The organism is Streptomyces olivaceus, assembly GCF_000721235.1.
Classification (GTDB): Bacteria; Actinomycetota; Actinomycetes; order Streptomycetales; family Streptomycetaceae; genus Streptomyces; species Streptomyces olivaceus.
The window spans coordinates 312,063-338,527 of the sequence record NZ_JOFH01000004.1; the positions used below are offsets into that span (position 1 = coordinate 312,063).

The following is a 26,465-nucleotide window of genomic DNA, read 5'->3' on the forward strand; positions in this document are numbered from 1 at the left end:
GCCCCCGGCGTTTACCTCCACTCCTGCCGGTAACTCCGACATTCCGGACGCCGATCGGTACGGGCACACCGGCGTCGAGACTGCTGTGTGGCATCCCGGGAGTCGCCATGTGGAAGCGCAAGGGCAGGAAGGGCCGCCGGACCGAGCGGCCGGTCCCGACGGAGCTGTGCGACCTGTGCGCCAGGGTCTTCCCCGAGGACGAGTCCGTGAGCGGCTATGTGCCGGACTCCTCCGCGGTGCACGCCACCAACGAGTGGTTCGACGGGCTGCGGCTCGTCACCACGTGCTCCGACGACCACTTCGACGTGATCAAGAAGGGGTACGGGGACCGGCCGTTCGTGGACGAGGAGCTGTGGGCGGCGAAGCTCACCCGGGCCCTGACCACGGGCCCGCCCGCCCTCTCGCTGGACCAGCTCGGCTCCCGCACCGGCCTCCGGGAGCCACAGATACGCGCCGCCATCGCCTGGCACAACGAGCGCCTGCGGGAGCAGCAGGGCATGGACCCCTGACCGGCGCCCGCCCGGGGCGGGGGCCCGGCCGGACCCGCTCAGGCCGGCCGCGTGCCGCGCACGCGGTACGGCTCCACGTCGGCCCACCTGACCTCCAGGCCGGGGCCGGGCCGGCCGGTGTCGGGGCGCAGGGCTCCGTCCTCGGGCGACAGGGTGCCGTCGAACAGCAGCTGCTCGACGCGCACGTGGTCGTGGAAGTACTCCAGGTGCCGCAGCCGGCGCACCGCGCAGAAGGCGTGGGCGAAGACGGCGGGCGCGCAGTGCGCGGACAGGTCCAGGTGCCGGACGCCCGACAGACCGGCGACCTCCGGCACGCCGGTGATGCCGCCGCAGCGGGTGACGTCGGCCTGGAGGCAGTCGACGACCGGGCCGCCGGGGCCGGTCCCCCGGCTCCGCCCGGCCCGGGCGGGGGCCGTCCGGGTGGGCGGGGGTTTGTGGGGGCGGGGACCGGGTCACTCAGTTTCCGTCCGCGAGCCATCGAAAGGACGCCCTGGGGGCACCCGTGAACCGGTTGTGGCGGCCGTTCCACCGTGTGTGGGACCGGTTGGCCGCGTCCGCCCTCGTCGCGCGCGGCCGGGAGCTGGAGCTGATGCACCGCGCCATGGGCTTCGCCACGCTCGCCCTGGTCACGCTGGCTCCGCTGCTGATCGTGGTGGCCGCCGCCGATCCGCTGGGACGCGGCGGGTTCGCGTCCTGGCTGGCCGACGGGATGGGCCTGTCCGGACGCTCGGCGCGGGTCCTGACCGACATCGTCAGCCCGCCGACCAAGGTCGTCGGCACGACCAGCGTATGGGGCGGCGTGCTGCTCGCCGTGTTCGGCGTGTCCTTCGCGGCGAGCGTCCAGAACGGCTACGAACGCGTCTGGGGGCTGCCCTCCGGCCCCTGGCACCGCGTCTGGCGCCAGGCGACCTGGGTGGTCGCGCTGACCGCGTACCTCTACCAGGAGGTGCAGACCCGGACGGCCCTGCACGGGTCGGCGCGGATCGCGCTGTCCACCGCCACCGGCATCCTGTTCTTCTGGTGGGGCCAGCACTTCCTGCTGGGCAGTCAGGTCCGCTGGCGGGATCTGCTGCCGGGGGCGCTGGCGACCATGGTGGGGCTCATCGGCCTGCGCGGCTTCTCCTACCTGGTCTTCACGCCGCTCATCCTCGACAACGCGATCAGTTACGGCACCGTCGGCATCGTGCTCGTGGTCGAGTCCTGGCTGATCGGCGTCGGGTTCGTCGTCTTCGGCGGGGCGATGGTCGGGCACTGGTTCTGCGAGCACCACTGGTGGACCCGCACCATCGACCGGGAGCCGGACTGACCCTCCCCGGCTCCTCCCGCCGCCCGGTCCGGGGCCGGTCCGGGCGGGTCGGCTCATCCGGAGCGGCGGCGCAGTCCGCCGGCCACGGCCGCGCCCGCCGCCGCGGTCGCGGCACCCGCCAGGGCGAGCGGCCCGCGGTGGCGGGAGAGCCAGAACTGGGCGCTGCGCGGATGCGCCTCGTCGTCGAACACGCCGTGCGCGCCGTAGTCGTGCGGAGCGCCGCCGTCGGCGGGCTCGTACAGGTTGACCGGCCGCGACGCGTCGACCGGCCGGCCGGTCTGCTGCCCGTCGTACCCGGTGCGGCCCAGGTAGCGGTCGAGCAGCCCCGGGAAGAGCATCTGGCCGAGCAGGGTGGCGACGGTGGAGCCGCCGACCCAGTACTCGCGCCGCTCGGGGTGGTCGGCGGCGTGGAGCACCGCCTCGGCCGCGACCTCGGGCTGGTACACCGGGGCCACCGGGCGCGGATGCCGGGGCAGCCGGCTGAGGACCCAGCTGAACTGGGGGGTGTTGAGGCCGGGCATCTGCACCATGGTCACCCGCACGCCGCTGCGGTCGTGGAGCAGCTCGCAGCGTAGCGACTCGGTGAACCCCTGGATGGCGTGCTTGGCCCCGCAGTACACCGCCTGGAGCGGGACGCTGCGCCGGGCCAGCGCCGAGCCGACCTGGACGATGGCGCCGCGGTCGCGCGGGGTCATCCGGCGCAGGGCCGCCTGGGTGCCGTGGACGAAGCCGAAGTACGTCACCTCGGTGGCCCGGCGCAGTTCCTCGGGCCGGATCTCCTCGACGGGGGCGAAGACGGTGGAGAAGGCGGCGTTCACCCATACGTCGATGGGCCCCAGTTCCTCCTCGACCCGGGCGGCGGCCGCCTCGACGGCGTCCGGGTCCGCCACGTCCACGACCAGCGGCAGCGCCCGCCCGCCGGCCTCGCGGACCTCCTCGGCCGCGCGTGCGAGGGCGTACTCGCCGCGCGCGATCAGGGCGACGGCGCTGCCGCGGGCGCCGAAGGCCCGCGCGGTGGCCCGGCCGACGCCGCCGCCGGCCCCGGTGACGACGACGACCTCGGTGCCGTGGCGCCGTCCGTCCCGCGGGGTGCGCGCGCCGCTCACTTCTTTCCCCGGCCGGGGAGGTGCCCGGCGTACTCGGTGAGCTTCTGGCGTACGCCCTTGGTGGCGATGCCGGTGGCCTCCGGGTCGTGCAGCGCCGCCTTGACTGCCTTCTTGCCCTGCTCCTTCATGATGTGCGGCGGGATCGGCGCGATCTCCGCGTCCACCTTGAACTCCAGGACCACGGGCCGGTCGGCGGCGAGCGCCTCGTCCCAGGCGGCGCCGACCTTCTTGGGGTCCTCGCAGACGATGCCCTTCAGACCGAGCAGTTCCGCGTAGGCGGCGTAGGGCACGTCGGGGATGTCCTGGGAGCCGGGGTACTTGGGGTCCCCCGCCATGGCGCGCTGTTCCCAGGTGACCTGGTTGAGGTCCTGGTTGTTGAAGACGCAGAAGATCAGAGGGGCCTGGCCGGACAGGCGGTCCAGGTAGCGCTTGACGGTGATCATCTCGTTCATGCCGTTCATCTGGAACGCGCCGTCCCCGACGAAGGCGATCACCGGCCGCTCCGGGTGGGCGAACCGGGCCGCGATGGCGTACGGCGTTCCCGGGCCCATCGTGGCGAGCGTGCCGGAGAGCGAGGCGCGCATGCCGTCGCGGAGTTTGAGGTGACGCGCCCACCAGTTGGTGCCCGAGCCGGAGTCGGCGGTGAGGATCACGTCGTCGGGCAGTCGCGGCGAGAGCTCGGCGGCGACGGACTGCGGGTTGATCGACTTGCCGAAGTGCTCGCCCGCCCAGCGGTCGCACAGGTCGTGCCACTCCCGGACGTCCTTCTCGATCTTCTCCCGCCAGCCGCGGTCCTTCTTGCGGTCGAGCATCGGGATCAGGGCGCGCAGGGTCTCCCTGGAGTCGCCGACGAGATGGGCGTCCATGGGGTAGCGGATGCCGATCATGCGGCCGTCGATGTCGATCTCGACGCCGCGCGCCTGGCCCTCCTCCGGCAGCCACTCCGCGTACGGGAAGCTGCTGCCGACCATGAGCAGGGTGTCGCAGCCCTTGATCATCTTGTCGCTGGCCTTGCTGCCCAGCAGACCGATGGGGCCGGTGACGTACGGCAGGTCGTCGGGCAGCACCTCGCGGCCCAGCAGGGCCTTGGCGACGCCGGCGCCGAGCAGTTCGGCGACCTCCATCACCTCGGCCTCCGCCTGCGCGGCGCCCTGGCCGACCAGCATGGCCACCTTGCCGCCCGCGTTGAGGACGTCGGCGGCCTTGCGCAGTTCGTCGAGGTCGGGCAGGACGCGGGGCCGGCTCCAGCCGACGCTGGAGAAGACCGAGCCGTGCTCCCTGGGCGGGGAGGGCTGGGCCTCCTCCTCCTGGATGTCGTTGGGGATGATGATCGTGGCGACGCTCCGGGTGGTCAGCGCGGTCTTGAAGGCGCGGTCGATGACGTGCCGGGCCTGACCGGGGTGCACGACCGTCTCGCAGAACTCGGAGACGTCCGCGAACAGCTGGGGCAGCGCGATCTCCTGCTGGTAGTGGGTGCCCAGCGACAGCCGCTTCTGCTGGCCGACCACCGCCACCACCGGCTGGTGGTCGAGCTTGGCGTCGTAGAGGCCGTTGAGCAGGTGTACGGCGCCCGGACCCGACGTGGCGACGCAGCAGCCCACCTCACCGGTGAACTTGGCGTGCCCGCAGGCCATGAACGCGGCCATCTCCTCGTGCCGTGCCTGGATGAACTCCGGGTCGCCGTCGGCACGGTCGAACGCGCCGAGCAGACCGTTGATGCCGTCACCCGGATAGCCGTACACACGCTTCACGCCCCACGCGGACAGGCGCTGGAGCACATAGTCGGCGACTTGGGTCATGAGAGCTCTCCCGGGCGGATGCGGTCGGTCGGTCGGTCGGTCGGTCGGCTTGTGGAGTTGCCTGCCCGGGCGTCCGTAAACCGGAGGCGGACCGCCTGCGCACCGTGTGCCGGCCTTCGCGTGCCCGTGTGCCGGCCCGGGCGCGGGGCACCGGGGCCCGTTCCCCGGCCCGGCACCGCACGGCCGGCCAGGGGGCCGGCCCGTCGCACCGCGCCGCCGAAGGGGAATCGGCCGCGGCTCTCCTACGCGGGCGGCGGCGCCGTGCTCGCACGGGCCACCAGGCGGGTCGGCACCAGCGTGGTGCCGCGCTCCGGGCCGCCCTCGCGCATCTTGCGCAGCACCGCCTCGACGCAGAGCCGCCCGACCTCGGCGAAGTCCTGGTGGACGGTGGTCAGCGGAGGGAGGAACGACCCGGCCTCGGGGAGGTCGTCGAAGCCGATCACGCTGACGTCCGCGGGGACGCGCCGGCCGTGTTCGTGCAGGGCGCGCACGAGGCCGAGCGCCATCTGGTCGTTGGCCGCGAAGACCGCCGTGCACTCGGGGCGGGCGGCCAGTGCGAGACCGGCCCGGTAACCGGACTCCGCCGACCAGTCGCCCCGCACGAGCGGTGGCGGCGTGCGGCCGGCCTCGGCGAGCGTGTGCCGCCAGGTGTCGGCGCGGCGCTGGGCGGCGAAGGAGCCCTCGGGACCGCCCAGGTGCCAGACGGTGTCGTGCCCGAGGTCCAGCAGGTGGCGGACGGCGGCGCGGGTGCCGCCGGCCTGGTCGGTGTCGACGACCGTGTAGTGGTCGCCGGCGTCGGAGTCGACCACGACGACCGGCACGTGGGGCGGCAGCGTGAGGGTCGCCGCGTCCAGGAGGTGGACCTCCATGATGACGACCACCGCGTCGACGGCCAGTTCCCCGAGCCGCGTGAACGCGCCGCGCACCTCGTCCTGGGTGGGAACGGCGACCGGCAGCAGCGTCACCGCGTACCCGTGCCCCGCGGCGGAGGTGGCGATCGCCTCCAGGGTGCGCACGTTGCCCGTCGTCGCCAGCGAGAAGGTGATGACGCCGATGGTGCGGAACTCACCGCGTTTGAGGGCCCGGGCCGCGCTGTTGGGCCGGTAGCCCAGCTCCTTCATGGCCGCCAGCACCTGCCGCCGGGTCTCCTCGGTCACGCCGGCGTAGCCGTTGGAGACCCTGGAGACGGTCTGCGAGGAGACCCCCGCCAGCCGGGCCACGTCCGCCATGGACGCCGTCGGCACCCGGCCCCCGCGCCCGCGTCGCACACCCGCTCCCCGCGGCTCCGCGGTCCCCTCAGCCGTGTCCACCCGCCGTCCGCCACCTCTCCGCCGCACTCGCACCGCAACCCGAACCCGCGGTGGGCCGGGGGCCCTTGACCCCCGTCCTCGGAGGAGTGTAAACATGCCGCCAGCGCAATGTTTACGCAAACATGACACCCGGCACCCGACCCGTCGGCGGTCTGTTCACGCCAACGTCCCGTGGCTCCGGGACGGTGGACGAGCGGAGGACGACATGACCACGCCGCTGTCGCCGGGCGCCGCCGCACCGCGGCCGGCCCCGCCGCGCGCCGCACGGAGCCGCCGTTCCTGGACCGGGTGGGGGTTCCTCGGCCCGTTCGTCGCCGTGTTCGCCCTCGTGTTCCTCGCGCCGATCGGGTACTCCCTCTACCTGAGCCTCTTCCGCGACCGGCTCATCGGCGGGAACACCTTCGTGGGCCTGGACAACTACCGCCAGGCGCTCGGCGACGAGCGGTTCTGGGCCGCACTGGGCCGCATCTCGCTCTTCCTCGCCGTGCAGGTCCCGGTCATGCTCGGCATCGCGCTCCTCGTGGCCCTGGCGCTGGACAGCGGGCGCCTGTACGGACGGGACTTCTTCCGCGTCTCGATCTTCCTGCCGTACGCCGTGCCCGCCGTGGTGGCGACCCTGATGTGGGGCTTCATGTACGGCACCCGCTTCGGCCTGGTCGGCGACGTCAACGACGCGCTGGGCGTCTCCCTGCCCGACCCGCTCTCCCCCGGCCTGGTGCTCGCCTCCATCGGCAACATCGTCACCTGGGAGTTCGTCGGCTACAACATGCTGATCTTCTACGCCGCGCTGCGGGTCGTACCGCACTCGCTGTACGAGGCGGCGCAGATCGACGGCGCCGGGCAGCTCCGCGTGATCACCGCCATCAAGCTGCCGGCCATCCGCGGCGCCCTGGTCATCGCCACCATCTTCTCGGTCATCGGCAGCTTCCAGCTCTTCAACGAACCCAGCATCCTCCAGCCGCTGGCGCCCAACGCCGTGACCACCGACTACACGCCGAACTTCTACACGTACTCGCTCTCCTTCAACGGACAGCAGCACAACTACTCCGCGACGGTCGCCATCGTCATGGGGCTGATCACGATGGCCATCGCCTACGTCGTCCAGCTGCGCGGCATGCGCAAGGGAGGGTGAGCGGCCATGGCCCCTCCCGCCGTCACCGCCTCCGGGCCCTCCGCGGCCGTGCCGTCCGGCCGCCCGCGCTCCGCGCCCCGGCTGCGCGCCCCGCGGCGCCGCCACTCGGCCGACCGGCCCCGGCGCAGCGTCCTGCTGACGCTGCTCACCTCTCTGGTGCTCCTGTACAGCCTGGTCCCGCTGGTCTGGCTCGCCTTCAGCGCCACCAAGACACAGGAGGGCCTGTCCCGTTCCTTCGGTCTCTGGTTCGACGGCGACTTCGCGCTGTGGGACAACATCGGCCGGACGTTCACCTACGACGACGGCGTCTTCACCCGCTGGCTGCTCAACACCGTGCTGTACGTGGGGCTCGGCGCGGGCGGCGCCACCTTCCTCGCCGTGCTCGGCGGCTACGCGCTCGCCAAGTTCGACTTCCCGGGCCGGCGGGCCGTCTTCGCCGTCGTGATCGGCGCGGTGGCCGTGCCGGGGACGGCACTCGCGGTGCCGACCTTCCTGATGTTCAGCCGGATGGGGCTCACCAACACGCCCTGGGCGGTGATCGTCCCGTCGCTGGTCTCGCCGTTCGGCCTGTACCTGATGTGGGTGTTCGCGACCGAGGCGGTGCCGGCCGAGCTGATGGAGGCCGCCCGCATCGACGGCGCGGGCGAGGTGCGCACCTTCTTCACGGTCGCCCTGCCGCTGCTGGCGCCGGGCATCGTCACCGTGCTGCTGTTCACCATGGTCGCCACCTGGAACAACTACTTCCTGCCGCTGGTCATGCTCAAGGACCCCGACTGGTATCCGCTGACCCTCGGCCTCGGCAGCTGGAACGCCCAGGCCGCGACCGCGGGCGGCGAGGCCGTCTTCAACCTGGTCGTCACGGGGTCCCTCCTCACCATCGTGCCGCTGATCGCCGCCTTCCTGCTGCTCCAGAAGTACTGGCGGTCCGGACTCGCCGCCGGAAGCGTCAAGGAGTGACCCCGCCCGCCTTCCTCCCGCCCTCCTGTCGTCCGCGCCCCTCGCTCTCTCCTCGTCCCTCTCCTCGTCCTCTCCTCGTCAGAAGTGGAAACCCGCCCATGCCCAAGCACTCGCGCCGCCTGCTGCGCGGTATCGGACTCGTCTGCGCGCTCGCCCTGGGAGTCACCGCCTGCGGGGACGAGTCCGGCGGGTCCGGACAGAAATCCGTGTCCCAGGACGACATCCGGGCGGCCCTGGAGAAGGGCGGCACCCTCACGGTGTGGGCCTGGGAGCCCACGCTCAAGCAGGTGGCGGCCGACTTCGAGAAGAAGCATCCCGGGGTCGAGGTCGAACTGGTCAACGCGGGCACCAACAACGACCAGTACACCGCCCTGCAGAACGCGATCTCGGCGAAGAAGGGCGTCCCGGACGTCGCCCAGATCGAGTACTACGCGATGGGCCAGTACGCACTGACCAAGCAGCTGACCGACCTGGAGGACTTCGGAGCGGGCAAGCTGTCCGCCAAGTTCTCGCCGGGCCCGTGGCAGGGTGTCCAGGCCGGCACCAACCGCGTCCACGCCCTGCCGATGGACTCGGGTCCGATGGCCCTGTTCTACAACAAGAAGGTCTTCGACAAGTACGGCATCGAGACGCCCACCACGTGGGCCGAGTACCTGGACGCCGCCCGCGACCTGCACAAGGCCGACCCGAAGGCGTACATCACCGCCGACACGGGCGACGCCGGGGTCACCACCAGCCTGCTCTGGCAGGCCGGTTCGCGCCCGTACACGGTGAACGGCACCAAGGTGGGGATCGACTTCTCCGACGAGGGCGCCAAGACGTACACCGACACCTGGCAGAAACTCATCGACGAGAAGCTCCTCGCGCCCGTCAACCCGTGGACCGACGACTGGTACAAGGCCCTCGGCGACGGCACCATAGCCACCCTCGCCACCGGCGCCTGGATGCCCGCCAACCTCGTCTCGGGCGTGAAGGAGGCGGCCGGCGACTGGCGCGTCGCGCCGCTGCCGCAGTGGAGCGCGGACGGCAGGTCGAGCGCGGAGAACGGCGGCAGCGCGCTCGCGCTGCCGGAACTCGGCAAGAACGAGGCACTGGCCTACGCCTTCGTCGAGTACGCGAGCGCCGGTGACGGCGTGGCGACCCGCCTGGAGAACGGGGCGTTCCCCGCCACCACCGCCGACCTGCAGTCCACCGCCTTCCAGGACACCGCGTTCGACTACTTCGGCGGCCAGAAGGCCAACAAGATCTTCGCCGAGTCGGCCGCGAACGTCGCCGACGACTGGTCGTACCTCCCCTACCAGGTGTACGCGAACTCGATCTTCAACGACACCGTCGGCAAGGCCTACGTCTCCGGCACCACGCTGGCCGAGGGCCTGAAGTCCTGGCAGCAGGCCTCGGTCGACTACGGCAACAAGCAGGGCTTCACCGTCGCGAAGTAGCCCGGGCAGCACACCGGAAGGACCGCCATGATCTCCACCCTCCTGTCCCGCCTGCACCACGGACCGGACGGCGCGCCGACCCACCGCCTCGCCTACGGCGCCGACTACAACCCCGAGCAGTGGCCCCGGGAGGTGTGGGAGGAGGACGTACGGCTGATGCGCGAGGCGGGTGTCAACATCGTGTCGCTCGGCATCTTCTCCTGGGCCCGCCTCCAGCCCGGCCCCGACACCTGGGACTTCGCCTGGCTCGACGAGGTGATGGACCTGCTGCACGCGCACGGGGTCGGCGTCGACCTGGCCACCGCCACCGCCTCGCCGCCGCCCTGGCTGACCACCGCGCACCCCGAGATCCTCCCGGTCACCGACCGGGGCGAGACCCTGTGGCCGGGCGCCCGCCAGCACTGGCGCCCCACCTCCCCCGTCTTCCGCGAGCACGCCCTGCGCCTGGTCCGGGAGCTGGCCGCCCGCTACGCGGGTCACCCCGCCCTGGTCGCCTGGCACGTCAACAACGAGCTGGGCTGCCACAACGTCTACGACTACTCCGACGACGCGGCCCGCGCCTTCCGCGACTGGCTGCGCTCCCGCTACGGCACGACGGACGCCCTCAACCACGCCTGGGGCACGGCGTTCTGGTCGCAGCGCTACAGCGACTGGGAGCAGGTCCTGCCGCCCCGGCTGGCCGCCTCCCACCCGAACCCGACCCAGCAGCTGGACTTCAAGCGCTTCTCCTCGGACGCGCTCAAGGACCACCTGCTGGCGGAGCGCGGGATCCTGCGCGAGCTGACGCCCGGAGTGCCCGTCACCACCAACTTCATGGTGATGCCGGGCACCAAGGGCATGAACTACGCGGACTGGGCCGGCGAGGTCGACTTCGTCGCCAACGACCACTACGTGGTGCCCGGTCCCCGGGACCGCGACGAGCTGTCCTTCTCGGCGAACCTGACCAGCGGCATCGCGGGCGGCCGGCCCTGGTTCCTGATGGAGCACTCCACCAGCGCGGTGAACTGGCAGCCCGTCAACCGGGCCAAGCGCCCCGGGGAGCTGGCCCGGGACTCGCTGACCCACGTCGCCCACGGCGCCGACGCGGTCTGCTTCTTCCAGTGGCGCCAGTCGGTGGCCGGTGCCGAGAAGTACCACTCGGCGATGGTCCCGCACGCCGGCCCCGACAGCGACGTCTTCCGCGCGGTCACCGCCCTCGGCGACACCCTGAAGACGCTCGCGCCGGTCGCCGGGAGCGAACGGGAGCCCGCCGAGGTCGGCATCCTCTTCGACTGGGAGTCGTGGTGGGCGAGCGAGCAGGACTCGCACCCCACCTCCCTGCTCGACTACCACCGGGAGGCGCTCGACTGGTACTCGGCGCTGCTCTCCCTCGGCATCCGCGCCGACGTCGTCCCCACCGGCGCCGGCCTGAGCCGCCACCGCGTGCTGATCGCGCCCGTGCTGCACATGGTCCCGGCCGCGCTGGCCAAGGACCTCACCCGGTACGCCGAGCAGGGCGGGCACCTGGTCACCACGTACTTCTCCGGTGTCGTCGACGAGAACGACCACGTCTGGCTCGGCGGCCACCCGGGCGCGCTGCGCGAGCTGCTCGGCATCCGCGTGGAGGAGTTCGGTCCGCTGCCGGCCGGGCAGAGCGTGGAACTGGACGGCGCGGGCGCGGGCACGCTGTGGACGGACCAGATCGAGGTGACCGGGGAGCGGACCGAGGTCCTCGCCCGCTACCGCACCGGCATCCACGCGGGCAGGCCGGCGGTCACCCGGCGTTCCACCGACGGCGGCTCGGCCTCCTACGTCTCCACCCGGCTCGGCGCGGACGGGCTCGCCGCGCTGCTGCCGCGGCTGCTGGAGCCGGCCGGCGTGAGCAGCGAGCTGCCCGCCGCGGTGCGCGGGTCGGTGGAGGCCACCGTGCGCCGCGGCCCCGGCGGACGGTTCCTGTTCCTGGTCAACCGGACCGACGAGACCGTGACGGTCCCCGGCGTCGCGGGCGAGGTCCTGCTGGGCGACGGCAGCGGCGACGGCGACGAGGTGGTGCTGGCCCCCCGGGCCGTCGCCGTCCTGCGCACTCCGGGCGACTGAGCCGGACCGGCCCGCCGCGCCCCGCCCGCCCCGGCGGCGGGCCGGTCACGGCGCTCCCGCAACTTCCGCGGCCTGCCCGGAACATGGCACAGTACGCAGGGCAGTACGATGATCGAAAACGCGGCGGAGCATCATCTCCCGGACCACGGAGCCTGCCATGACGACGGACCACACCAAGCCTCCCCAGATCGACACCGGCCGCGCCCACCCGGCGCGGGTCTACGACTGGCTGCTGGGGGGCAAGGACAACTACCCCGTCGACGAAGCGGTGGGCGAGACCCTGCCGCCGGAGGCCCGGGACGCGGCGCGGCAGAACCGCGCGTTCATGAACCGCGCGGTGGCCCACCTCGCCGCGCAGGGTGTCGACCAGTTCCTGGACATCGGCACCGGCATCCCCACGGAACCCAACCTCCACCAGATCGTGCAGCGCACGGTGCCGGCCGCGCGGGTCGTCTACGCCGACAACGACCCGATCGTCCTGCGGCACGCGGAGGCCCTGCTGGTCAGCAGCCCCGAGGGGGCCACGGACTACATCCAGGCCGACGTCCGCGAGCCGGAGGAGATCGTGCGGCACGCCCGCGAGATCCTCGACTTCGACCGGCCGATCGCGCTGTCGCTGATCGCCCTGATGCACTTCATCCCGGACGACCAGAACGCCCACGGCATAGTGCGGGGACTGGTCGAGACCCTGCCCTCGGGCAGCCACCTGGTCCTCTCGCACGCCGCGATCGACATCTTCCCCGAGCTGGCCGAGCAGGTGATCGCCCAGTACGCCAAGGGCGGCATCCGCCTCGGATTCCGCACCCGCGCGGAGGTGGCCCGCTTCTTCGACGGCCTGGAGCTGGTGCCGCCCGGCCTGGTCACCGCGACCGAGTGGAGCGGCGCGGGCCAGGAGCCGCCGCAGCCCGAGGAGAGCGGGATCTACGCCGGCGTGGCGCGCATCCCCTGACGGGCACGCGCGCCACGGCTCACCGGCCGCGGTTCAGCGGCGGCGCCCGCGTGCCGCCCAGCCGCTGCCGACCCCTGCGACGTGCAGGGCGAGCAGGGCGAGTCCGATGAGCATGACGTTGGTGGAGGTGAAGACGTCGTTGGTCGACACCTCCGCCGCGTTGATCAGCCAGGCGATGAGGAACAGAACCGCCGCGACGATGGCGAGCACGGTGTACACCCCTTCGGATCGGTGGCACCGGAGCGGTGCCGTGTCCCGCGTATGCCCCCGACGGGAGGCGTGACACGGCGGAGGGTGCCGCGCGCTTCGTACAGTGGAAGGGCCCGGGCCGCACCACCGCCGTCCGGCCCGTCCCGTGCCACCGCCCCGGAGCCCTCATGCACGACCCGTCCACCGCGCCGGACGACGGTTCCGGCACGCTCTTCGGCCTGGACGCCCTGACGCCCGGCACGTCGGCTGCCGCCTCCGCCGGACCGCACGGGCCCCCGCCCCCGAGCCCGCGGTCCGGTCCGTCCTTCCGGGACTCCGCAGCCGCCCGCCGGCTGCTCCCGGTCCGGGAGATCCTCGCCGAGCCCGCGGCGGCGGCCTCCCCGCGCGGGCGGCAGGTCCTCGCCCGGTTCCCCGACGCCCGGCTGACCGAGGTGGACTCCCACTGGAACATCCCCGGTCTGCACGGCAACGAGGGCAGGGTCGAGCGCTGGGTGCGGGTCAAGGGCGAGACGCTCGTCCTGGGCGAGAGGAAGACCCTGGCCACCCGCCCCAACGGCCGCTCCGCGGACTGGATCGCGCCGGGCCCCTCCAACGGCTGCGCGATGGCCTGCGCCTACTGCTACGTGCCGCGCCGCAAGGGCTACGCCAACCCCGTCACCGTCTTCACCAACATCGACCGGATCATCGCCCACCTGGGACGGCACATCACCCGGCTGGGACCGAAGACCGAGCCCAACCAGTGCGACCCCGAGGCCTGGGTGTACGACGTCGGCGAGAACGGGGACTGCTCGGTGGACGCTCTGATCAGCGACAACACCGCCGACCTGGTGAGAGCCTTCGCCCGGTGGCCGACGGCCAAGGCGTCCTTCGCGACCAAGTTCGTCAACCCCGACCTTCTGGCCCTCGATCCGCGCGGCCGGACCCGGATCCGCTTCTCGGTGATGCCGCCGGACGACTCCCGGCTGCTGGACGTGCGCACCTCACCGGTGGCCGAGCGCATCGCCGCGGCCGCCGACTTCCTGGACGCCGGGTACGAGGTGCACTTCAACCTCTCCCCCGTGGTGGTGCGGCCCGGCTGGGAGGAGGCGTGGGCGGAGCTGCTGCGCCACCTCGACGACGTCCTGCCGGACCGGGTCAAAGGGCAGGACGCCGCCGAGGTGATCATGCTGACCCACAACCAGGGGCTGCACGAGGTCAACCTGGGCTGGCACCCGCGCGCCGAGGAGGTGCTGTGGCGGCCGGAGCTCCAGGAGGCCAAGCGCTCGCAGAACGGCGCGCTGAACGTGCGCTACCGCGTCGGCGTCAAGTCCGCGGCGGTCGCCCGCCTCCAGGCCCTGATCTCCACGCACGCTCCCTGGCTGCGGGTGCGCTACGCCTTCTGAGGGCGCTCGCGTCGAGCTCGCGTCACTTCAGCGCGTCGGCGAAGAGCGGTACCACCTTCTCGATGGCGTGGCCGATGGACAGGACGGAGTTGGTGGCGAAGGCCTGGCTGATGTTCTCGTCGTCGAAGACGACGGAGTGGCCCTTCTTCACCGCGGGGAGCGTCTTGAACAGCGGGTCGGTGGAGATCTTGTCCGCGGCGACGCCGATGGGCGACACGACGACCAGGTCGGCGTCGAGCATCTGCAGGTTCTCCTCGGAGACCTGGACGGAGAACCCGGAACCGGCCTCGGCGTCGACCTTCGGGTTGTTGCGGAAGCCGAGCTGCTGGGCGAAGTCGACCCGGTCGGTGCCCTTGACGTACGCGCCCCAGCCGGCGGAGGTGCGGGAGCCGATGGTGATCGTCCGGTCCTTGAACTCGGGGTGCGCCTCGGCGGCGGCGGTGAACTTCTTCTGCGTCTCCGCCACGAGCTGCTCGCCCTTGTCCGCGAGGCCGAGCGCCGTGGAGATCATTCCGGTCTGCTTCTTCCAACCGATCTTGTACTGGTCGCCGCCCTCCGGCACACCGACCGTCGGGGCGATCTTGCTGAGGGTGTCGTAGCGCGTCTGGTCGCCGCTGGACTTCACGTCCAGGATCAGGTCGGGCTTGAGCGCGGCGATCTTCTCGTACTCGGGCTCCAGGGTGCCGATCTTCTGGGGGCTCTCGTCGTAGAGGCCCTTGGCCCAGGGGCCGACGCCGTCGCCGCCGAAGTCGAGCCAGTCGCTCTGGCCGACCGGCTGCACGCCGAGGGCGAGAGCGGTCTCGGCGTCGCCCCAGCCGAGCGCGACGACCCGCTCGGGCCGCGACTCGACGGTGACGCTGCCGAACTTGGTGTCGATCTTCGCCGGGAAGGCGCCGGACGACTTCGATCCGGAGGCGTCGGACGCCTCGGACGCGGAGTCGTCACTGGAGGAGCCGGATCCGCAGGCGGCGAGGGCGCCGAGCAGCACGGCGAGCAGGGCGGCGGACCACAGCCGCCACAGGCTGCGGCCGGGGCGGACCGGTCGGCCCTGCCGTGCGGACCGGTGCGGGGGCATGGGCGTTCTCTTCGTCATCGGGGCTCCGGGGAGGTTCGTCGGGATCGAGGGATCGGGATCGGGGAATCGGGCACCGGGAGAGCGGGGGTTCACGGTGAGGTGATGTGGTGGCGGCCCAGGGGGACGACCATCGGGGTGCCGGACGCCGGGTCCGGGATCACCGTCGAGCGCAGCCCGAACACCTCGTCGACGAGGGACTCGGTCACGACGTCGGCGGGCGCCCCCTCGGCCACGATGCCGCCGTCCTTCATGGCGATCAGGTGATCGGCGTAGCGGCAGGCCAGGTTCAGGTCGTGCAGGACCACGGCGAGGGTGACACCGCGGTCCCGGTTGAGGTCGGTGAGCAGGTCCAGGACGTCCAGCTGGTGGCTGATGTCCAGGTAGGTGGTGGGCTCGTCGAGCAGGAGGATGTCGGTCTCCTGGGCGAGGGCCATGGCGATCCACACGCGCTGGCGCTGGCCGCCCGAGAGTTCGTCCACGGAGCGGTCGGCGAGGTCGAGGACGTCGGTGGCGAGCATCGCCGCGGCGACGCCCTCGCTGTCGGCCGAGGTCCAGCGGCGGAACCAGCCCTGGTGCGGGTAGCGGCCCCGGCCGACGAGGTCGGCGACGGTGATCGCGTCGGGGGCGACCGGGGTCTGCGGCAGCATCCCGAGGGCGGTGGCGACCTGCTTGGTCGAGGTGGCGTGGATGTCCTTGCCGTCCAGGAGCACGGTGCCGGCGGTCGGGGTCAGCAACCGTGCCATCGCGCGCAGCAGGGTGGACTTGCCGCAGGCGTTGGGGCCGACGACGACGGTCAGGCGTCCCGGCGGCAGGTCCACGTCGAGGCCGGAGATGATCTCGCGCTCGCCGTAACCGAGGCCGAGACCCCGCGTCTGCAGGGCGTGCTGGGCCGTCACCGTGCTCTCCTCGCTGTCGGTGGGATGGGTGCCGTGGTCCGGGTGGAACGCGCGGGTCGGGTGGCACGCGTGGGTCGGGTGGCACGCGTGGGTCGGGCGGGTCGTACGGAACCCCGCCCGGGGTGCCGGCTGCGTACGCGCACGGTCAGCCGCCCCGTCCGGCGCGGCCCGCGCGGGCGAGCAGCCACAGCAGGTACGGGGCGCCGACCACGCTGGTCACCACGCCCACGGGCAGCTGGGTGTCCGGCAGCAGGTGCTGCGCGGCGAAGTCGGCGGCGCAGACGAGGGCGGCGCCGGTCAGTGCGGACGGGACGAGGGCCGCGCCCTGGCCGGGCAGCAGGCGGCGGGCGATCGGCGGGCTGACGAAGGCGACGAAGCCGATGGGCCCGGCCGCCGCCGTCGCCACCCCCACCAGCGCGGTGGCGCACGCCAGCAGGGCCAGCCGGCCGCGTTCGACGCGGGCGCCGAGGCCGCCGGCCGCCTCGTCGCCGAGTTGCAGCGCCGTCAGGCTGCGGGAAACGGCCAGGGTGAGCGGGACGAGGGCGGCGGCGCAGCCGAGCAGGGGCCAGAGCTGGTCCCAGGAGCGGCCGTTGAGACTGCCGGCCAGCCACACGAAGGCGTTCTGCGCCTCGGTGACCTCCGCGCGGGTCATCAGGTACGAGCGCAGACTGACCAGGCCGGCGGCGACGCCGATGCCGATGAGGACGAACCGGCCGCCGCTGACCCCGCCGCGCCAGGCCAGCAGGTAGATCGCGGCGCCGGCCGCGAGCGCGCCGGTCAGCGCGCCGCCGGAGAGGGCGAGGCCGCTGAGCCCGAAGGCCATGGAGGCGAGGACGGCTGCGGCACTCGCGCCGGCGCTGACGCCGATGATGTCGGGGCTGGCCAGGGGGTTGCGCAGCAGCGCCTGGAAGGCGGCGCCGGACAGTCCGAAGCAGAGGCCGACCACCAGGGCCAGCAGCGCGCGGGGCAGCCGCAGTTCGTGTACGACAAAGCGGCTGCCCGGGTCGCCGCCGCCGGTGAGGACGGCCCAGACGTCGGCGACCGGCACGTCAATGTCGCCGATGGTCAGGGAGGCGAGGAACGCGGCCAGCGCGACCAGGAGGAGGCAGGCGCAGACGAGCGCGAAGCGGATGCGGCGGGCGAGCCGGAGCCGTTCGACGCGGGCGGCGGCCTCGGCGGCGGGCGGGATCACAGGGCGGCCTTTCCACGCCGGCGGACCAGGAGGATGAACGGCACGCAGCCCACGGCCGCGGTGACGACGCCGACCTGGACCTCGCCCGGGCGGGCCACGACCCGGCCGAGTACGTCGGCGACCAGGAGCAGCACGGGCGCGAGCAGGGCGCTGTAGGGGAGGATCCAGCGGTGATCGGGGCCGGTGAACATGCGTACGGCGTGCGGGACGGCGAGGCCGACGAAGGCGATGGGCCCTGCCACGGCGGTGGCCGCTCCGCACAGCAGGACGGTGGCGGCGGCTCCGGCGAGGCGGGCGACGGCGACCCGCTGGCCGAGGGCGCGGGCGACGTCGTCCCCGAGGGCCAGCCCGTTGAGGCGGGGGCCGAGGCCGAGGGCGAGGACGGCCCCGGCGGCGACGAAGGGCAGCGCCTGGAGGAGGACGTCCAGGTCCCGGCCGTTCAGGGCGCCGACCTGCCAGAACCTGAACTGGTCGTACGTGTGGCTGTCGGTGAGCAGCATGGTGTCGGTGACGGAGACCAGCAGCGCGGTGGCGGCGGCTCCGGCGAGGGCGAGTTTGACGGGCGTGGCGCCCTCGCGTCCGAAGCTGGCCACTCCGTAGACGAGGGCCGCGGCGAGGGCGGCTCCCAGGAAGCCGAACCAGATGTACTGCTCGGGCTCGGTGAGGGAGAGCACGCTCATGGCGAAAACGACGGCGACGGCGGCGCCCGAGTTGATGCCGAGCAGGCCGGGGTCGGCGAGCGGGTTGCGGGTGACGCCCTGCATCACGGTGCCGGCCAGGCCGAGGGCGACACCGGCCAGCAGACCGGCGAGGGTGCGCGGTATCCGCACCTCGCGTACGACTAGCTGGCCGCGGACGGAGCGGTCGGGGTCGAACACGCCGTGCACGAGGTCGTGGAGGGAGACCTGGCCGGATCCCACGGCGAGGCTGAGGACGGTGGCCGCGAGCAGCAGTACGGCGAGCCCGCAGAGCCCCATGGTGAGGGTCCCGTGCCGGGGGGCGTGCCGCGGCGGCCGGGCAGGTCGGGCTGGGGGCATCGGCGGGTTCCTTGGGAGGGCACGGGGAACGGCCCGGAGGCACGGGGGCAGCACGAACTCACCGGAGCAGTCGCTTCCGGGTGTTAGGTAAGGGGAACCTAACATCAGATAATGTTCTTTGTGCAACCATCGGCCGGGCGCACCCGCTTCCGGCCGGCACGGACACACGGATACGGGGAGCCGGCCTTGCCCTTGCCGCACACGATCGACACGCCCGCAGAGGGGTCCGACACGGTCGCCGAGGACGGCTGGGTCGAGTTGGACTCGCCCGCCGAACTGCGCGAACTGCTGGGCGACCCCTGGTCCGTCGTCATCGACAAGGTCCACGACCGGCTCACGGACCAGGACCTGGACATCCTGGCGCGCTCGCCCTTCTGCCTGCTGGCGACCTCCGACACGGGGGGCAACTGCGACGTCTCGCCGCGCGGCGACTCCCCCGGCTTCACGCACGTCCTCGGCCCGCGCACCGTCGCCCTGCCGGACCGGCCCGGCAACCGGCGCGGGGACAGCTTCCACAACATCCTCGACAATCCGCACGCCGGCCTGCTCTATCTGGTCCCGGGCGGCAAGGAGGTGCTGCGGGTCAACGGCCGGGCCCGCATCCTCACGGACGCGCCCTTCTTCGACGCGATGGCGCGCGACGGCAGGCGCCCGGCCCTGGCCCTGGTCCTGGAGATCGACGAGATCTACCTCCACTGCCCGCAGTCCCTGAACCGGTCGGGGCTGTGGAAACCCCAGTCCTGGTAAGGGGGTTGGGGACACTGCCCGGGCCCGGCCAAGACACGGCCCCACCCCGGCGCGGGGCCGTGTGAGCCCCGTCTCTACCAGCATTAATTAGGGTAGGCTAACCTTCGCCGGGTGAGATCAGGTGAGAGCGCAGCCGGTACCCCGCGTCTGCGCGGACATGAACTGTCGGCGACCGGCGTGACCGTGGCGTACGACGGCGTCGACGTCGTGCACGGCGCGTCGGTCACGCTCCGGCCCGGCGAGGTGACCGTCCTGGTGGGCCCGAACGGCAGCGGGAAGTCGACGCTGCTGCGCACCGTCGCCCGGCTGCAGCGGGCCCGCAGCGCCACCGTCGGCATCGACGGCACCACCGACGCGCTGGCGCTGACGTCCCGTGAGTTCTCGCGGTACGTCGCGCTGCTGACGCAGGGCCGCCCGACGCCCGCCGGGCTGACGGTGCGGGACGTCGTGGAGTTCGGCCGCTACCCGTACCGCGGCCGCTGGGGGCGGCCCGATCCGGACGGCCCGGCCGCCGTCGGCCGGGCGCTCGCGCTCACCGGTGTCGACGGCCTCGCCGACCGCGTGGCCGACCGGCTCTCCGGCGGCCAGTTGCAGCGGGTGTGGCTCGCGAGCTGCCTCGCCCAGGAGACCGGCGTACTGCTCCTGGACGAACCGACGACCTACCTCGACCTGCGCTACCAGGTCGAACTCCTCGACCTGATCCGCGATCTGGCGGACGACCACGGCATCGCCGTCGGCGTCGTCCTGCACGACCTCGACCAGGCGGCGGCCGTCGCCGACCGGATCGCGCTCCTCGAAGCGGGCCGGATCGTCGCCGACGGCCCGCCCGAAGACGTACTGACGCCCGAGCGGCTGACCGCCGTGTACGGCATCCGGATCGACGTCGCCACCGATCCCCTCACCGGCCGGCTGCGCACCCGTCCGATCGGCCGCCACCACATACGAACCGAAAGGCTCGGCACCACCTCATGAGACGCCTGCTGCTCACCGCGGCCGCCACCACCGCCGCGGCGCTCGCCCTCGCCGCCTGCGGCACCACCGAACCCGCCGCCGACGAGTCCGGCGGGAAGTCCTCCGGGGCCCTCACGCTCAAGGACGGCAAGGGCACCGAGGTGAAGCTGAACGGACCGGCCACCAAGGTCGTCGCCACCGAGTGGAACGTCGTCGAGAGCCTCGTCTCGCTCGGCGTGGACCCGGTCGGCGTCGCGGACGTCAAGGGCTACAAGACCTGGGACAGCGCGGTGCCCCTGAAGAACGACCCCAAGGACATCGGCACCCGCGGCGAGCCCAGCATGGACGCCGTCGCCTCCCTCGCCCCGGACCTGATCGTCGCGACCACGGACCTGCCCCCGGCCGCCGTGAAGCAGCTGCGCGAGGTCGCGCCGGTGATCGAGGTGGCCTCCGCCGACGGCGGCGGCCAGATCGACCGGATGCTCGGGAACATCGACCTCATCGCCAAGGCCACCGGCACCTCGGACCGGGCCGAGTCGCTGCGCGAGGAGTTCGGGGCGAAGGTCGCCGAGGGCAGGAAGGCCCTGGCCGGCGCCGGGGAGGACGGCAAGAACTTCGCCTTCGCGGACGGCTATGTCGCCTCCAACCAGGTCACGATCCGCCCCTACACCGCGACCTCGCTGATCGGCGAGGTCAACGAGGCGATCGGCCTGAAGAACGCCTGGACCGTGAAGGGCGACGCGGCCTACGGTCTCGGCTCGACCGACGTCGAGGGCCTGACGGAGCTTCCGGAGGACACGCGGTTCGCGTACATCGGCAACGAGGACGACCCGAGCGCCACCCCGTTCGGCGGCGAGCTGGCCAAGAACTCGGTGTGGAAGTCCCTGCCGTTCGTCAAGGGCGGCGACGTGCACCGGCTGGACGACGGCATCTGGATGTTCGGCGGACCCGGGTCGATGGAGGCGTACATCGACGCCGTCGTCGCCGCGCTGACGAAGTAGCGGGGTCATGGCCGTCACCGCATCCGCATCCGAGACCGCCGCCACGACCGGCCCGGCCGCCGGCCCGAAGGCGGTCCTCGCGACCCGCTCGGGCGCGGCCGCGGTGACGGCCGGGATCGTCCTGCTGGTCGCCGTCCTGGCCGTCGTCGACCTCACGCAGGGCACCGCCGCCGTGGGACCCTCCGAGGTCTTCCGGGCGCTGACCGGCCGCACCGATCCGGACGACGCGTCCGTGATCGTCGCCTCCCGGCTGCCCCGGACGGCCGCGGGCCTGCTGGTCGGGGCCGTCCTCGGCGCGGCGGGCGCCGTACTGCAGGCCGTCAGCCGCAACGTCCTGGCCTCCCCCGACACCCTCGCGGTGAACGCGGGCGCCTATCTGGCGCTCGGCGTGGCCGGCGCCACCGGCGCCTCGCTGCCGATGCTCGCCTCCTCCGGCGTCGCCTTCGCGGGCGGCCTCGCGGCGGCGGCCGTCGTGCTCGGCCTGTCCGGCCTCGGCACCGGCACGGTCCGGCTGGTGCTGGCCGGCACCGCGCTGACGCTGGGCCTGCACTCCATGACCCAGGCGCTGATCCTGCTCTTCCCCGAGCAGACCGAGGGCCTCTACCAGTGGAACCAGGGGAGCATCTCCCAGAACGGCTTCGACGGCGTCCTGCAGATGCTGCCGATCGCCGCGGCCGGCCTGGCGGGGCTGCTGCTGACGGCCCGCCGGGTGGACGCGCTGGCCCTCGGCGACGACGCCGCGCGCGGGCTCGGCGTCCCGGTGCGGGCCACCCGGGTCACGGTCGTCGTGCTGGCCGCACTGCTGTCCGCGGCCGCGGTCACCCTCGCCGGGCCGGTCGGCTTCGTCGGCCTGTGCGCGCCGGCCCTCGTCCGCCCGCTGGCCCGCCGCTTCCGCGGCTTCGCCCGCTCGCGCACGGCCATGCCCGCGGCGGCCCTCACCGGAGCGGCCCTGGTCCTCGGTTCGGACGTGCTGCTGCGGGCCCTGGTCGGCGGCGACCGTGCGGTGGCGGTGCCCACGGGCGTGGTCACCAGCCTGGTCGGAGCCGTGTTCCTGGTCGTGATGGCCGTCCGGCTGCGCGACACCGCCGGGGCCGGTGCCCCGGACCGGCTGCGCGTCCCGAGCCGCGCGGTCTTCCTGGCCACGGTCGCCGTCCTGGTGGCCGTGCTGGCCGGCCTCGTGACCGCCGCCGTCCTGGTGGGCGACAGCAAGCTGCTCCTCGGCGACGTCGTCAACTGGGCCGGCGGGCGGGCCGGGCGGACCGTCTCGTTCGTCCTGGACACCCGGGTGCCCCGGGTGCTGGCCGCGCTGGGCGCGGGTGCGGCGCTCGCCCTGGCCGGCACGCTCGTGCAGGCCGTCACCCGCAACCCGCTCGCGGAACCGAACGTCCTCGGCGTGACCGGCGGCGGCGCGCTGGGCGCGGTGATCCTGGTGACCACCGTGCCGGCCGCCGGGACCTGGGGCGTGGCGGGGGCCGCGTTCGCCGGGTCCGCCGTCACCGCGGTCCTCGTCTTCGGGCTCGCCGCCCGGGGCGGTTTCCGGCAGAACCGGCTGGTCCTCGTCGGCATCGGGGTGGCCTCCGGGACGGCGGCGCTGATCAGCCTGCTGATCGTGCTCACCGACCCATTCAACGCGAACAAGGCGCTGACCTGGCTGTCTGGTTCGACCTACGGACGGACCATGCCGGACGTCCTGCCGGTCGCGCTGGCCGTGCTCGCCGGCCTCGGTGTGGCCGTCGCCCGGCGCACCGAACTGGACCTGCTCTCCCTGGACGAGGACACGCCCCGGCTGCTCGGTCTGCGACTGGCACCGGGCCGGCTCGGCTTCCTGGTGCTGAGCGTCGTCCTCAGCTCGACCGCCGTGGCCTGCGCGGGCACCATCGGCTTCGTCGGCCTCGTGGCCCCGCACGCGGCACGCGCCCTGGTGGGCCGGCGGCATGTACGGGTCGTGCCGGTCGCGGTCCTGCTCGGCGCCGCGCTCGTGTGCGCCGCCGACCTGCTGGGCCGCACGGTGATCGCCCCGGCGCAGCTCGGCGCCGGGCTGATGACGGCGGTGGTCGGGACGCCGTACTTCCTCTACCTCTTGGTACGCAGCCGCCGTTGACGGTCCCCTCCTGGTACGCAGCCGCCGTTGAGGGCCCCGCCGAAGCGCCCGGCCGGTCCCCCGGCGAACCTCCGGACCGGCCGGGTCTCGAGCGCGCACTTCCTGTTAGACAGGATGTCAAGTTACTGAACCGTAATGAACCGAGTGCTACCCCTGGTAACTCCCTGGCGGTTACGGTCCGGTAACCCCACAGGAGCAGCGCGACCACGGCCCTCTTCCCCACCGGACCGCGGACGAACGGTTCCGGCCCTTCCCCAGGAGGTTCGCCATGCCCCCACGTCCACGCATGCTCGCCGCGGCGGTCGCCGCCGCACTCGCCCTCGGCGCCCAGGCCGTCCCGGCGGCGGCGGCCGGCACGCCGGCGGCAGGCTCGGCCACCGAGACGTCCCGCGGCGTCGAGATCCCGGCCTTCTACACCCCGCCCGCCGAACTCCCCGGCGCCGACGGCACCCTGGTCCGCAGCGAACCGCTCCCCCTGGCGCTGAGCCTGCCCGGCCTCGACGGCCCCCTGCCCGGACGGGCGACCCGCCTGATGTACAAGTCGACCGACGCGAACGGCGAACCGGTCGCCGTCACCGGCGCCTATCTGGAACCGGCCGCGAAGTGGCGCGGCGGCGGACCGCGGCCCCTGGTCGCCGTCGCCCCCGGCACCATGGGCCAGGGCGACCAGTGCGCCGCCTCGATGGGCCTGGAGCACCCGCTGCAACTGGGCAGCGGGACCGTCTCGGTGGGTTACGAGAACCTCGCGGTCTACCGGCTGCTGCTGCGCGGCGTCGCCGTCGTCGTCACCGACTACGCCGGGCTGGGCACCACCGACCGGCTGCACACCTACGTCAACCGCGTCGACGAGGCCCACGCCGTCCTGGACGCCGTACGCGCCGCCCGCGGCCTCGACGCGGCCTCCGTCACCCCGGAGTCCCCGGTCGGCCTGTACGGGTACAGCCAGGGCGGCGGCGCCACGGCGGCCGCGGCCGAACTCCAGCCGTCCTACGCCCCGGACGTGCCGCTCGCGGGCACCTACGCGGGCGCGCCGCCCGCGGACCTGACCGAGGTCACCGAGGCGATCGACGGCAGCGAGCTCGCGGGCGCGCTGGGCTGGTCGCTCAACGGCTTCCTGCAGACCGAGCCGGAGCTGCGGCCCGTCGCCGACCGGTACATCAACCAGGCGGGACGGGAGGCGCTGGAGGACCTGTCGACCATGTGCATCGGCGACGCGCTCTTCGGCTACGGCGGCGACGAGAGCACCGGATGGACGACGACCGGACAGTCCATCAGCGACATCGTCCGCGCCGAGCCGGTACTGCGCGACTTCCTCGCCGAGCAGCGCATCGGCGCACTCCGGCCCGCCGGTCCGGTCAGGGTGGCCACCGGGGTCGCCGACAACCTGGTCCCGCACGGCCAGGCCCGGCAACTGGCGGTCGACTGGTGCGCCGAGGACGCCGAGGTCTCCTACGTGCCCGTCCGGGTGCCGAACCTCGGCAGCGGCCTGCTCAACCACGTCACCCCGCTCCTCGCCGACCAGGGCAACGCCCTGGACTGGCTGACGGACCGGCTCTCCGGGAAGCCGGCCGACTCGAACTGCGGAGACCTGCCCGACCGGCCCTGACCCGTCCCGGCCCGACCCGCCGGCGACGCTGCCCGCACCCTCCGGGCAGCGTCGCCGGAATGCGCCGCTCCGCCCTTGCGGCACAGAATTCGCTGAGGCGAAGTGTGCCGAAGCGACAGAGAGGCTGCAGCGTGGTCGACGCCAAGCCCGACGGCGGGTCAGGACCCCGGCACGGGGCGAAGATGCCGAGTACGGTCGCGCACCTGCCACGGCAGGTGCGCGACGAACTGACCCGCCGGCTGCGGCGCACCAGACGGGCCTTCCGCGAGGAGGACGTCCAGGTCGTCGAGGGACCGCTGCTCAAGCGCGCGGTCGGAGCCTCGGCGCTCGGCAACTGCATGGAGTGGTTCGACTTCGGCGTCTACAGCTATCTGGCCGCCACCATCGGAAAGGTCTTCTTCCCCGGCGCCTCCCCGGCCGCCCAGGTCATCTCCTCCTTCGCCACCTTCGCCGCGGCCTTCGTCGTGCGTCCGCTCGGCGGCCTGGTCTTCGGCCCGCTCGGGGACCGCGTCGGGCGGCAGAAGGTGCTCGCCACCACCATGATCATGATGGCCCTCGGCACCTTCTCCATCGGCCTCATCCCCAGCTACGCCACCATCGGCATCGCCGCCCCGATCCTGCTGCTGCTCGCCCGGATGGTCCAGGGCTTCTCCACCGGCGGGGAGTACGGCGGCGCCACCACGTTCGTCGCCGAGTACTCACCCGACCGGCGGCGCGGCTTCCTCTCCAGTTGGCTCGACTTCGGCACTTTCGTCGGGTACGCCCTCGGCTCGGCGCTGGTCACCGTCCTGAACCTGTCGCTGACCGACGCCCAGATGCTCGACTGGGGCTGGCGCCTGCCGTTCCTGATCGCCGGCCCGCTCGGTGTCATCGGCCTGTACATGCGGCTCAAGCTGGAGGAGTCGCCCGCCTTCCAGCAGCAGCTCGACGAGCACGAGAAGAGCCTCGCCCAGGAGTCGGCGGGCAGCGAGTTCAAGACCATCGTCAAGGACCACTGGCGCCCGCTGCTGATCTGCATGGGCCTGGTGCTGCTCTACAACGTCACCAACTACATGGTCACCGGCTATCTGCCCACGTACCAGACGGAGACCCTGGACCGCTCCAGCGGCTTCGCCGACGTGCTCGTGCTGATCGGCATGGTGTGGATCGTGCTGCTGATCACCTTCCTGGGCCGGCTCAGCGACCACGTCGGCCGCCGCCCGCTCTACGCCGGCGGCGCGATCGCGATGATCGTCCTGGCCGTACCGGCGTTCCTGCTGCTGAAGTCGGACGGCACCTGGAAGCCGGTCATCGGGGTCCTGCTGCTGGCCACCCTGCTGGCGTGCTTCGCCGCGCCGAGCGCCGCGACGCTGCCCGCGCTGTTCCCGACCGCGGTGCGCTACGCGGCCATGGGCATCGGCTTCAACTTCGCCGTCGCCGCCTTCGGGGGCACCACGCCGCTGCTCGCCGAGGCGCTGGTGAGCCTCAGCGGCGACGAACTCGTACCGGCCTACTACCTGATGGTCGCCGGCGCCATCGGCCTGGTGACCGTGAGGTTCCTGCCGGAGAGCGCCCAGGTGCCGCTCAACGGCTCCCAGCCCATGGTCGGCTCGCGCGAGGAGCAGCGCGAACTCATCACCACGTCCAAGGACCTCTACAGCTTCTCGAAGGAGCGTTCCCGGACCCGCTGACACGGCGCCGGGAC

Annotated in this window: 22 protein-coding genes and 1 pseudogene; 14 read left to right on the top strand and 9 right to left on the bottom strand. The window is 72.9% G+C overall.

All coding sequences use genetic code 11. The features are described 5' to 3' along the window. Positions 1–107: 107 nt before the first annotated feature. The gene (locus tag IG94_RS0107545) at positions 108–509 is read left to right on the top strand and encodes a hypothetical protein (protein ID WP_031032771.1); all 402 of its coding nucleotides are present in this window, start codon (positions 108–110) and stop codon (positions 507–509) included. A gap of 38 nt (positions 510–547) precedes the next feature. Here the strand turns inward: IG94_RS0107545 and IG94_RS0107550 are convergent. Further along, positions 548–880, bottom strand: a pseudogene (locus IG94_RS0107550) (enolase C-terminal domain-like protein); the annotation flags it as partial. Positions 881–1,011: 131 nt separating this feature from the next. Here IG94_RS0107550 and IG94_RS0107555 point away from each other — a divergent pair. Continuing rightward, on the top strand, positions 1,012–1,815 hold the full coding sequence (locus IG94_RS0107555; RefSeq protein WP_031032775.1) for a hypothetical protein: 804 nt from the start codon (positions 1,012–1,014) through the stop codon (positions 1,813–1,815). A gap of 53 nt (positions 1,816–1,868) precedes the next feature. Here the strand turns inward: IG94_RS0107555 and IG94_RS0107560 are convergent, their stop codons facing one another. The 3 genes from IG94_RS0107560 to IG94_RS0107570 form a co-directional block, all read right to left on the bottom strand. Then, positions 1,869–2,921 (bottom strand): SDR family oxidoreductase, encoded by a 1,053-nt coding sequence (locus tag IG94_RS0107560; RefSeq protein ID WP_031032777.1) that lies wholly within the window; start codon positions 2,919–2,921, stop codon positions 1,869–1,871. Next, positions 2,918–4,720 carry a thiamine pyrophosphate-requiring protein gene (locus IG94_RS0107565; protein ID WP_031032778.1) on the bottom strand — a complete coding sequence of 601 codons (1,803 nt, stop codon included), beginning with the start codon at positions 4,718–4,720 and terminating at the stop codon, positions 2,918–2,920. Before IG94_RS0107565 ends, IG94_RS0107560 begins: the two co-directional genes overlap by 4 nt. Positions 4,721–4,962: 242 nt before the next feature. Then, positions 4,963–5,949: a LacI family DNA-binding transcriptional regulator gene (locus IG94_RS0107570; protein WP_031032779.1), complete on the bottom strand. Its 987-nt coding sequence runs from the start codon at positions 5,947–5,949 to the stop codon at positions 4,963–4,965. A 286-nt stretch (positions 5,950–6,235) separates the two neighbouring features. Here IG94_RS0107570 and IG94_RS0107575 point away from each other — a divergent pair, with 286 nt between their 5' ends. The 5 genes from IG94_RS0107575 (at position 6,236) to IG94_RS0107600 (ending at position 12,583) form a co-directional block, all read left to right on the top strand. After that, entirely contained in the window at positions 6,236–7,162 is a 927-nt protein-coding gene (locus tag IG94_RS0107575) for a carbohydrate ABC transporter permease (protein WP_031032781.1), read from the top strand. A 6-nt stretch (positions 7,163–7,168) separates the two neighbouring features. Beyond that, a complete protein-coding gene (locus IG94_RS0107580; protein WP_031032782.1) occupies positions 7,169–8,119 on the top strand; it encodes a carbohydrate ABC transporter permease in 951 nt (316 codons plus the stop codon). Positions 8,120–8,217: 98 nt separating this feature from the next. Further along, positions 8,218–9,558 carry an ABC transporter substrate-binding protein gene (locus IG94_RS0107585; protein ID WP_031032783.1) on the top strand — a complete coding sequence of 447 codons (1,341 nt, stop codon included), beginning with the start codon at positions 8,218–8,220 and terminating at the stop codon, positions 9,556–9,558. Between the two features lie 27 nt (positions 9,559–9,585). Beyond that, positions 9,586–11,634, top strand: a complete 2,049-nt coding sequence (locus tag IG94_RS0107590; RefSeq protein WP_031032784.1) for a beta-galactosidase — start codon at positions 9,586–9,588, stop codon at positions 11,632–11,634. A 157-nt stretch (positions 11,635–11,791) separates the two neighbouring features. Next, positions 11,792–12,583 carry an SAM-dependent methyltransferase gene (locus IG94_RS0107600; RefSeq protein ID WP_031032786.1) on the top strand — a complete coding sequence of 264 codons (792 nt, stop codon included), beginning with the start codon at positions 11,792–11,794 and terminating at the stop codon, positions 12,581–12,583. Between the two features lie 33 nt (positions 12,584–12,616). Here IG94_RS0107600 and IG94_RS38445 read toward each other — a convergent pair whose 3' ends face one another. After that, positions 12,617–12,793, bottom strand: a complete 177-nt coding sequence (locus IG94_RS38445) for a hypothetical protein (protein ID WP_164711379.1) — start codon at positions 12,791–12,793, stop codon at positions 12,617–12,619. 167 nt (positions 12,794–12,960) lie between these two features. Here IG94_RS38445 and IG94_RS0107610 point away from each other — a divergent pair, with 167 nt between their 5' ends. Beyond that, a complete protein-coding gene (locus IG94_RS0107610; protein WP_031032788.1) occupies positions 12,961–14,175 on the top strand; it encodes a spore photoproduct lyase family protein in 1,215 nt (404 codons plus the stop codon). A gap of 22 nt (positions 14,176–14,197) precedes the next feature. Here the strand turns inward: IG94_RS0107610 and IG94_RS0107615 are convergent, their stop codons facing one another. From IG94_RS0107615 to IG94_RS0107630, 4 genes are all read right to left on the bottom strand, one after another. Then, a complete protein-coding gene (locus tag IG94_RS0107615; RefSeq protein WP_224326405.1) occupies positions 14,198–15,268 on the bottom strand; it encodes an iron-siderophore ABC transporter substrate-binding protein in 1,071 nt (356 codons plus the stop codon). Positions 15,269–15,339: 71 nt separating this feature from the next. Then, positions 15,340–16,146 (bottom strand): ABC transporter ATP-binding protein, encoded by an 807-nt coding sequence (locus tag IG94_RS0107620; protein ID WP_031032792.1) that lies wholly within the window; start codon positions 16,144–16,146, stop codon positions 15,340–15,342. A 145-nt stretch (positions 16,147–16,291) separates the two neighbouring features. Beyond that, positions 16,292–17,338 carry a FecCD family ABC transporter permease gene (locus IG94_RS0107625; protein ID WP_031032793.1) on the bottom strand — a complete coding sequence of 349 codons (1,047 nt, stop codon included), beginning with the start codon at positions 17,336–17,338 and terminating at the stop codon, positions 16,292–16,294. After that, the gene (locus tag IG94_RS0107630) at positions 17,335–18,315 is read right to left on the bottom strand and encodes a FecCD family ABC transporter permease (RefSeq protein ID WP_031032795.1); all 981 of its coding nucleotides are present in this window, start codon (positions 18,313–18,315) and stop codon (positions 17,335–17,337) included. Before IG94_RS0107630 ends, IG94_RS0107625 begins: the two co-directional genes overlap by 4 nt. Before the next feature lie 252 nt (positions 18,316–18,567). On the opposite strand from IG94_RS0107630, the gene IG94_RS0107635 reads away from it, so the two are divergent. The 6 genes from IG94_RS0107635 to proP all read left to right on the top strand — a co-directional run bounded on the left by IG94_RS0107635 (position 18,568) and on the right by proP (position 26,451). Next, complete coding sequence (locus IG94_RS0107635; RefSeq protein ID WP_031032798.1) at positions 18,568–19,122, top strand: MSMEG_1061 family FMN-dependent PPOX-type flavoprotein; 555 nt, start codon at positions 18,568–18,570, stop codon at positions 19,120–19,122. Positions 19,123–19,233: 111 nt separating this feature from the next. Next, complete coding sequence (locus IG94_RS0107640) at positions 19,234–20,094, top strand: ABC transporter ATP-binding protein (RefSeq protein WP_031032799.1); 861 nt, start codon at positions 19,234–19,236, stop codon at positions 20,092–20,094. Beyond that, positions 20,091–21,074: an iron-siderophore ABC transporter substrate-binding protein gene (locus IG94_RS0107645; RefSeq protein ID WP_031032802.1), complete on the top strand. Its 984-nt coding sequence runs from the start codon at positions 20,091–20,093 to the stop codon at positions 21,072–21,074. Before IG94_RS0107640 ends, IG94_RS0107645 begins: the two co-directional genes overlap by 4 nt. Positions 21,075–21,081: 7 nt before the next feature. Then, positions 21,082–23,175 carry an iron ABC transporter permease gene (locus IG94_RS0107650; protein ID WP_031032805.1) on the top strand — a complete coding sequence of 698 codons (2,094 nt, stop codon included), beginning with the start codon at positions 21,082–21,084 and terminating at the stop codon, positions 23,173–23,175. Between the two features lie 268 nt (positions 23,176–23,443). Continuing rightward, positions 23,444–24,781 carry a lipase family protein gene (locus IG94_RS0107655; RefSeq protein ID WP_031032807.1) on the top strand — a complete coding sequence of 446 codons (1,338 nt, stop codon included), beginning with the start codon at positions 23,444–23,446 and terminating at the stop codon, positions 24,779–24,781. Between the two features lie 182 nt (positions 24,782–24,963). Next, complete coding sequence (proP, locus tag IG94_RS0107660; RefSeq protein ID WP_052410580.1) at positions 24,964–26,451, top strand: glycine betaine/L-proline transporter ProP; 1,488 nt, start codon at positions 24,964–24,966, stop codon at positions 26,449–26,451. Positions 26,452–26,465: the final 14 nt, after the last annotated feature.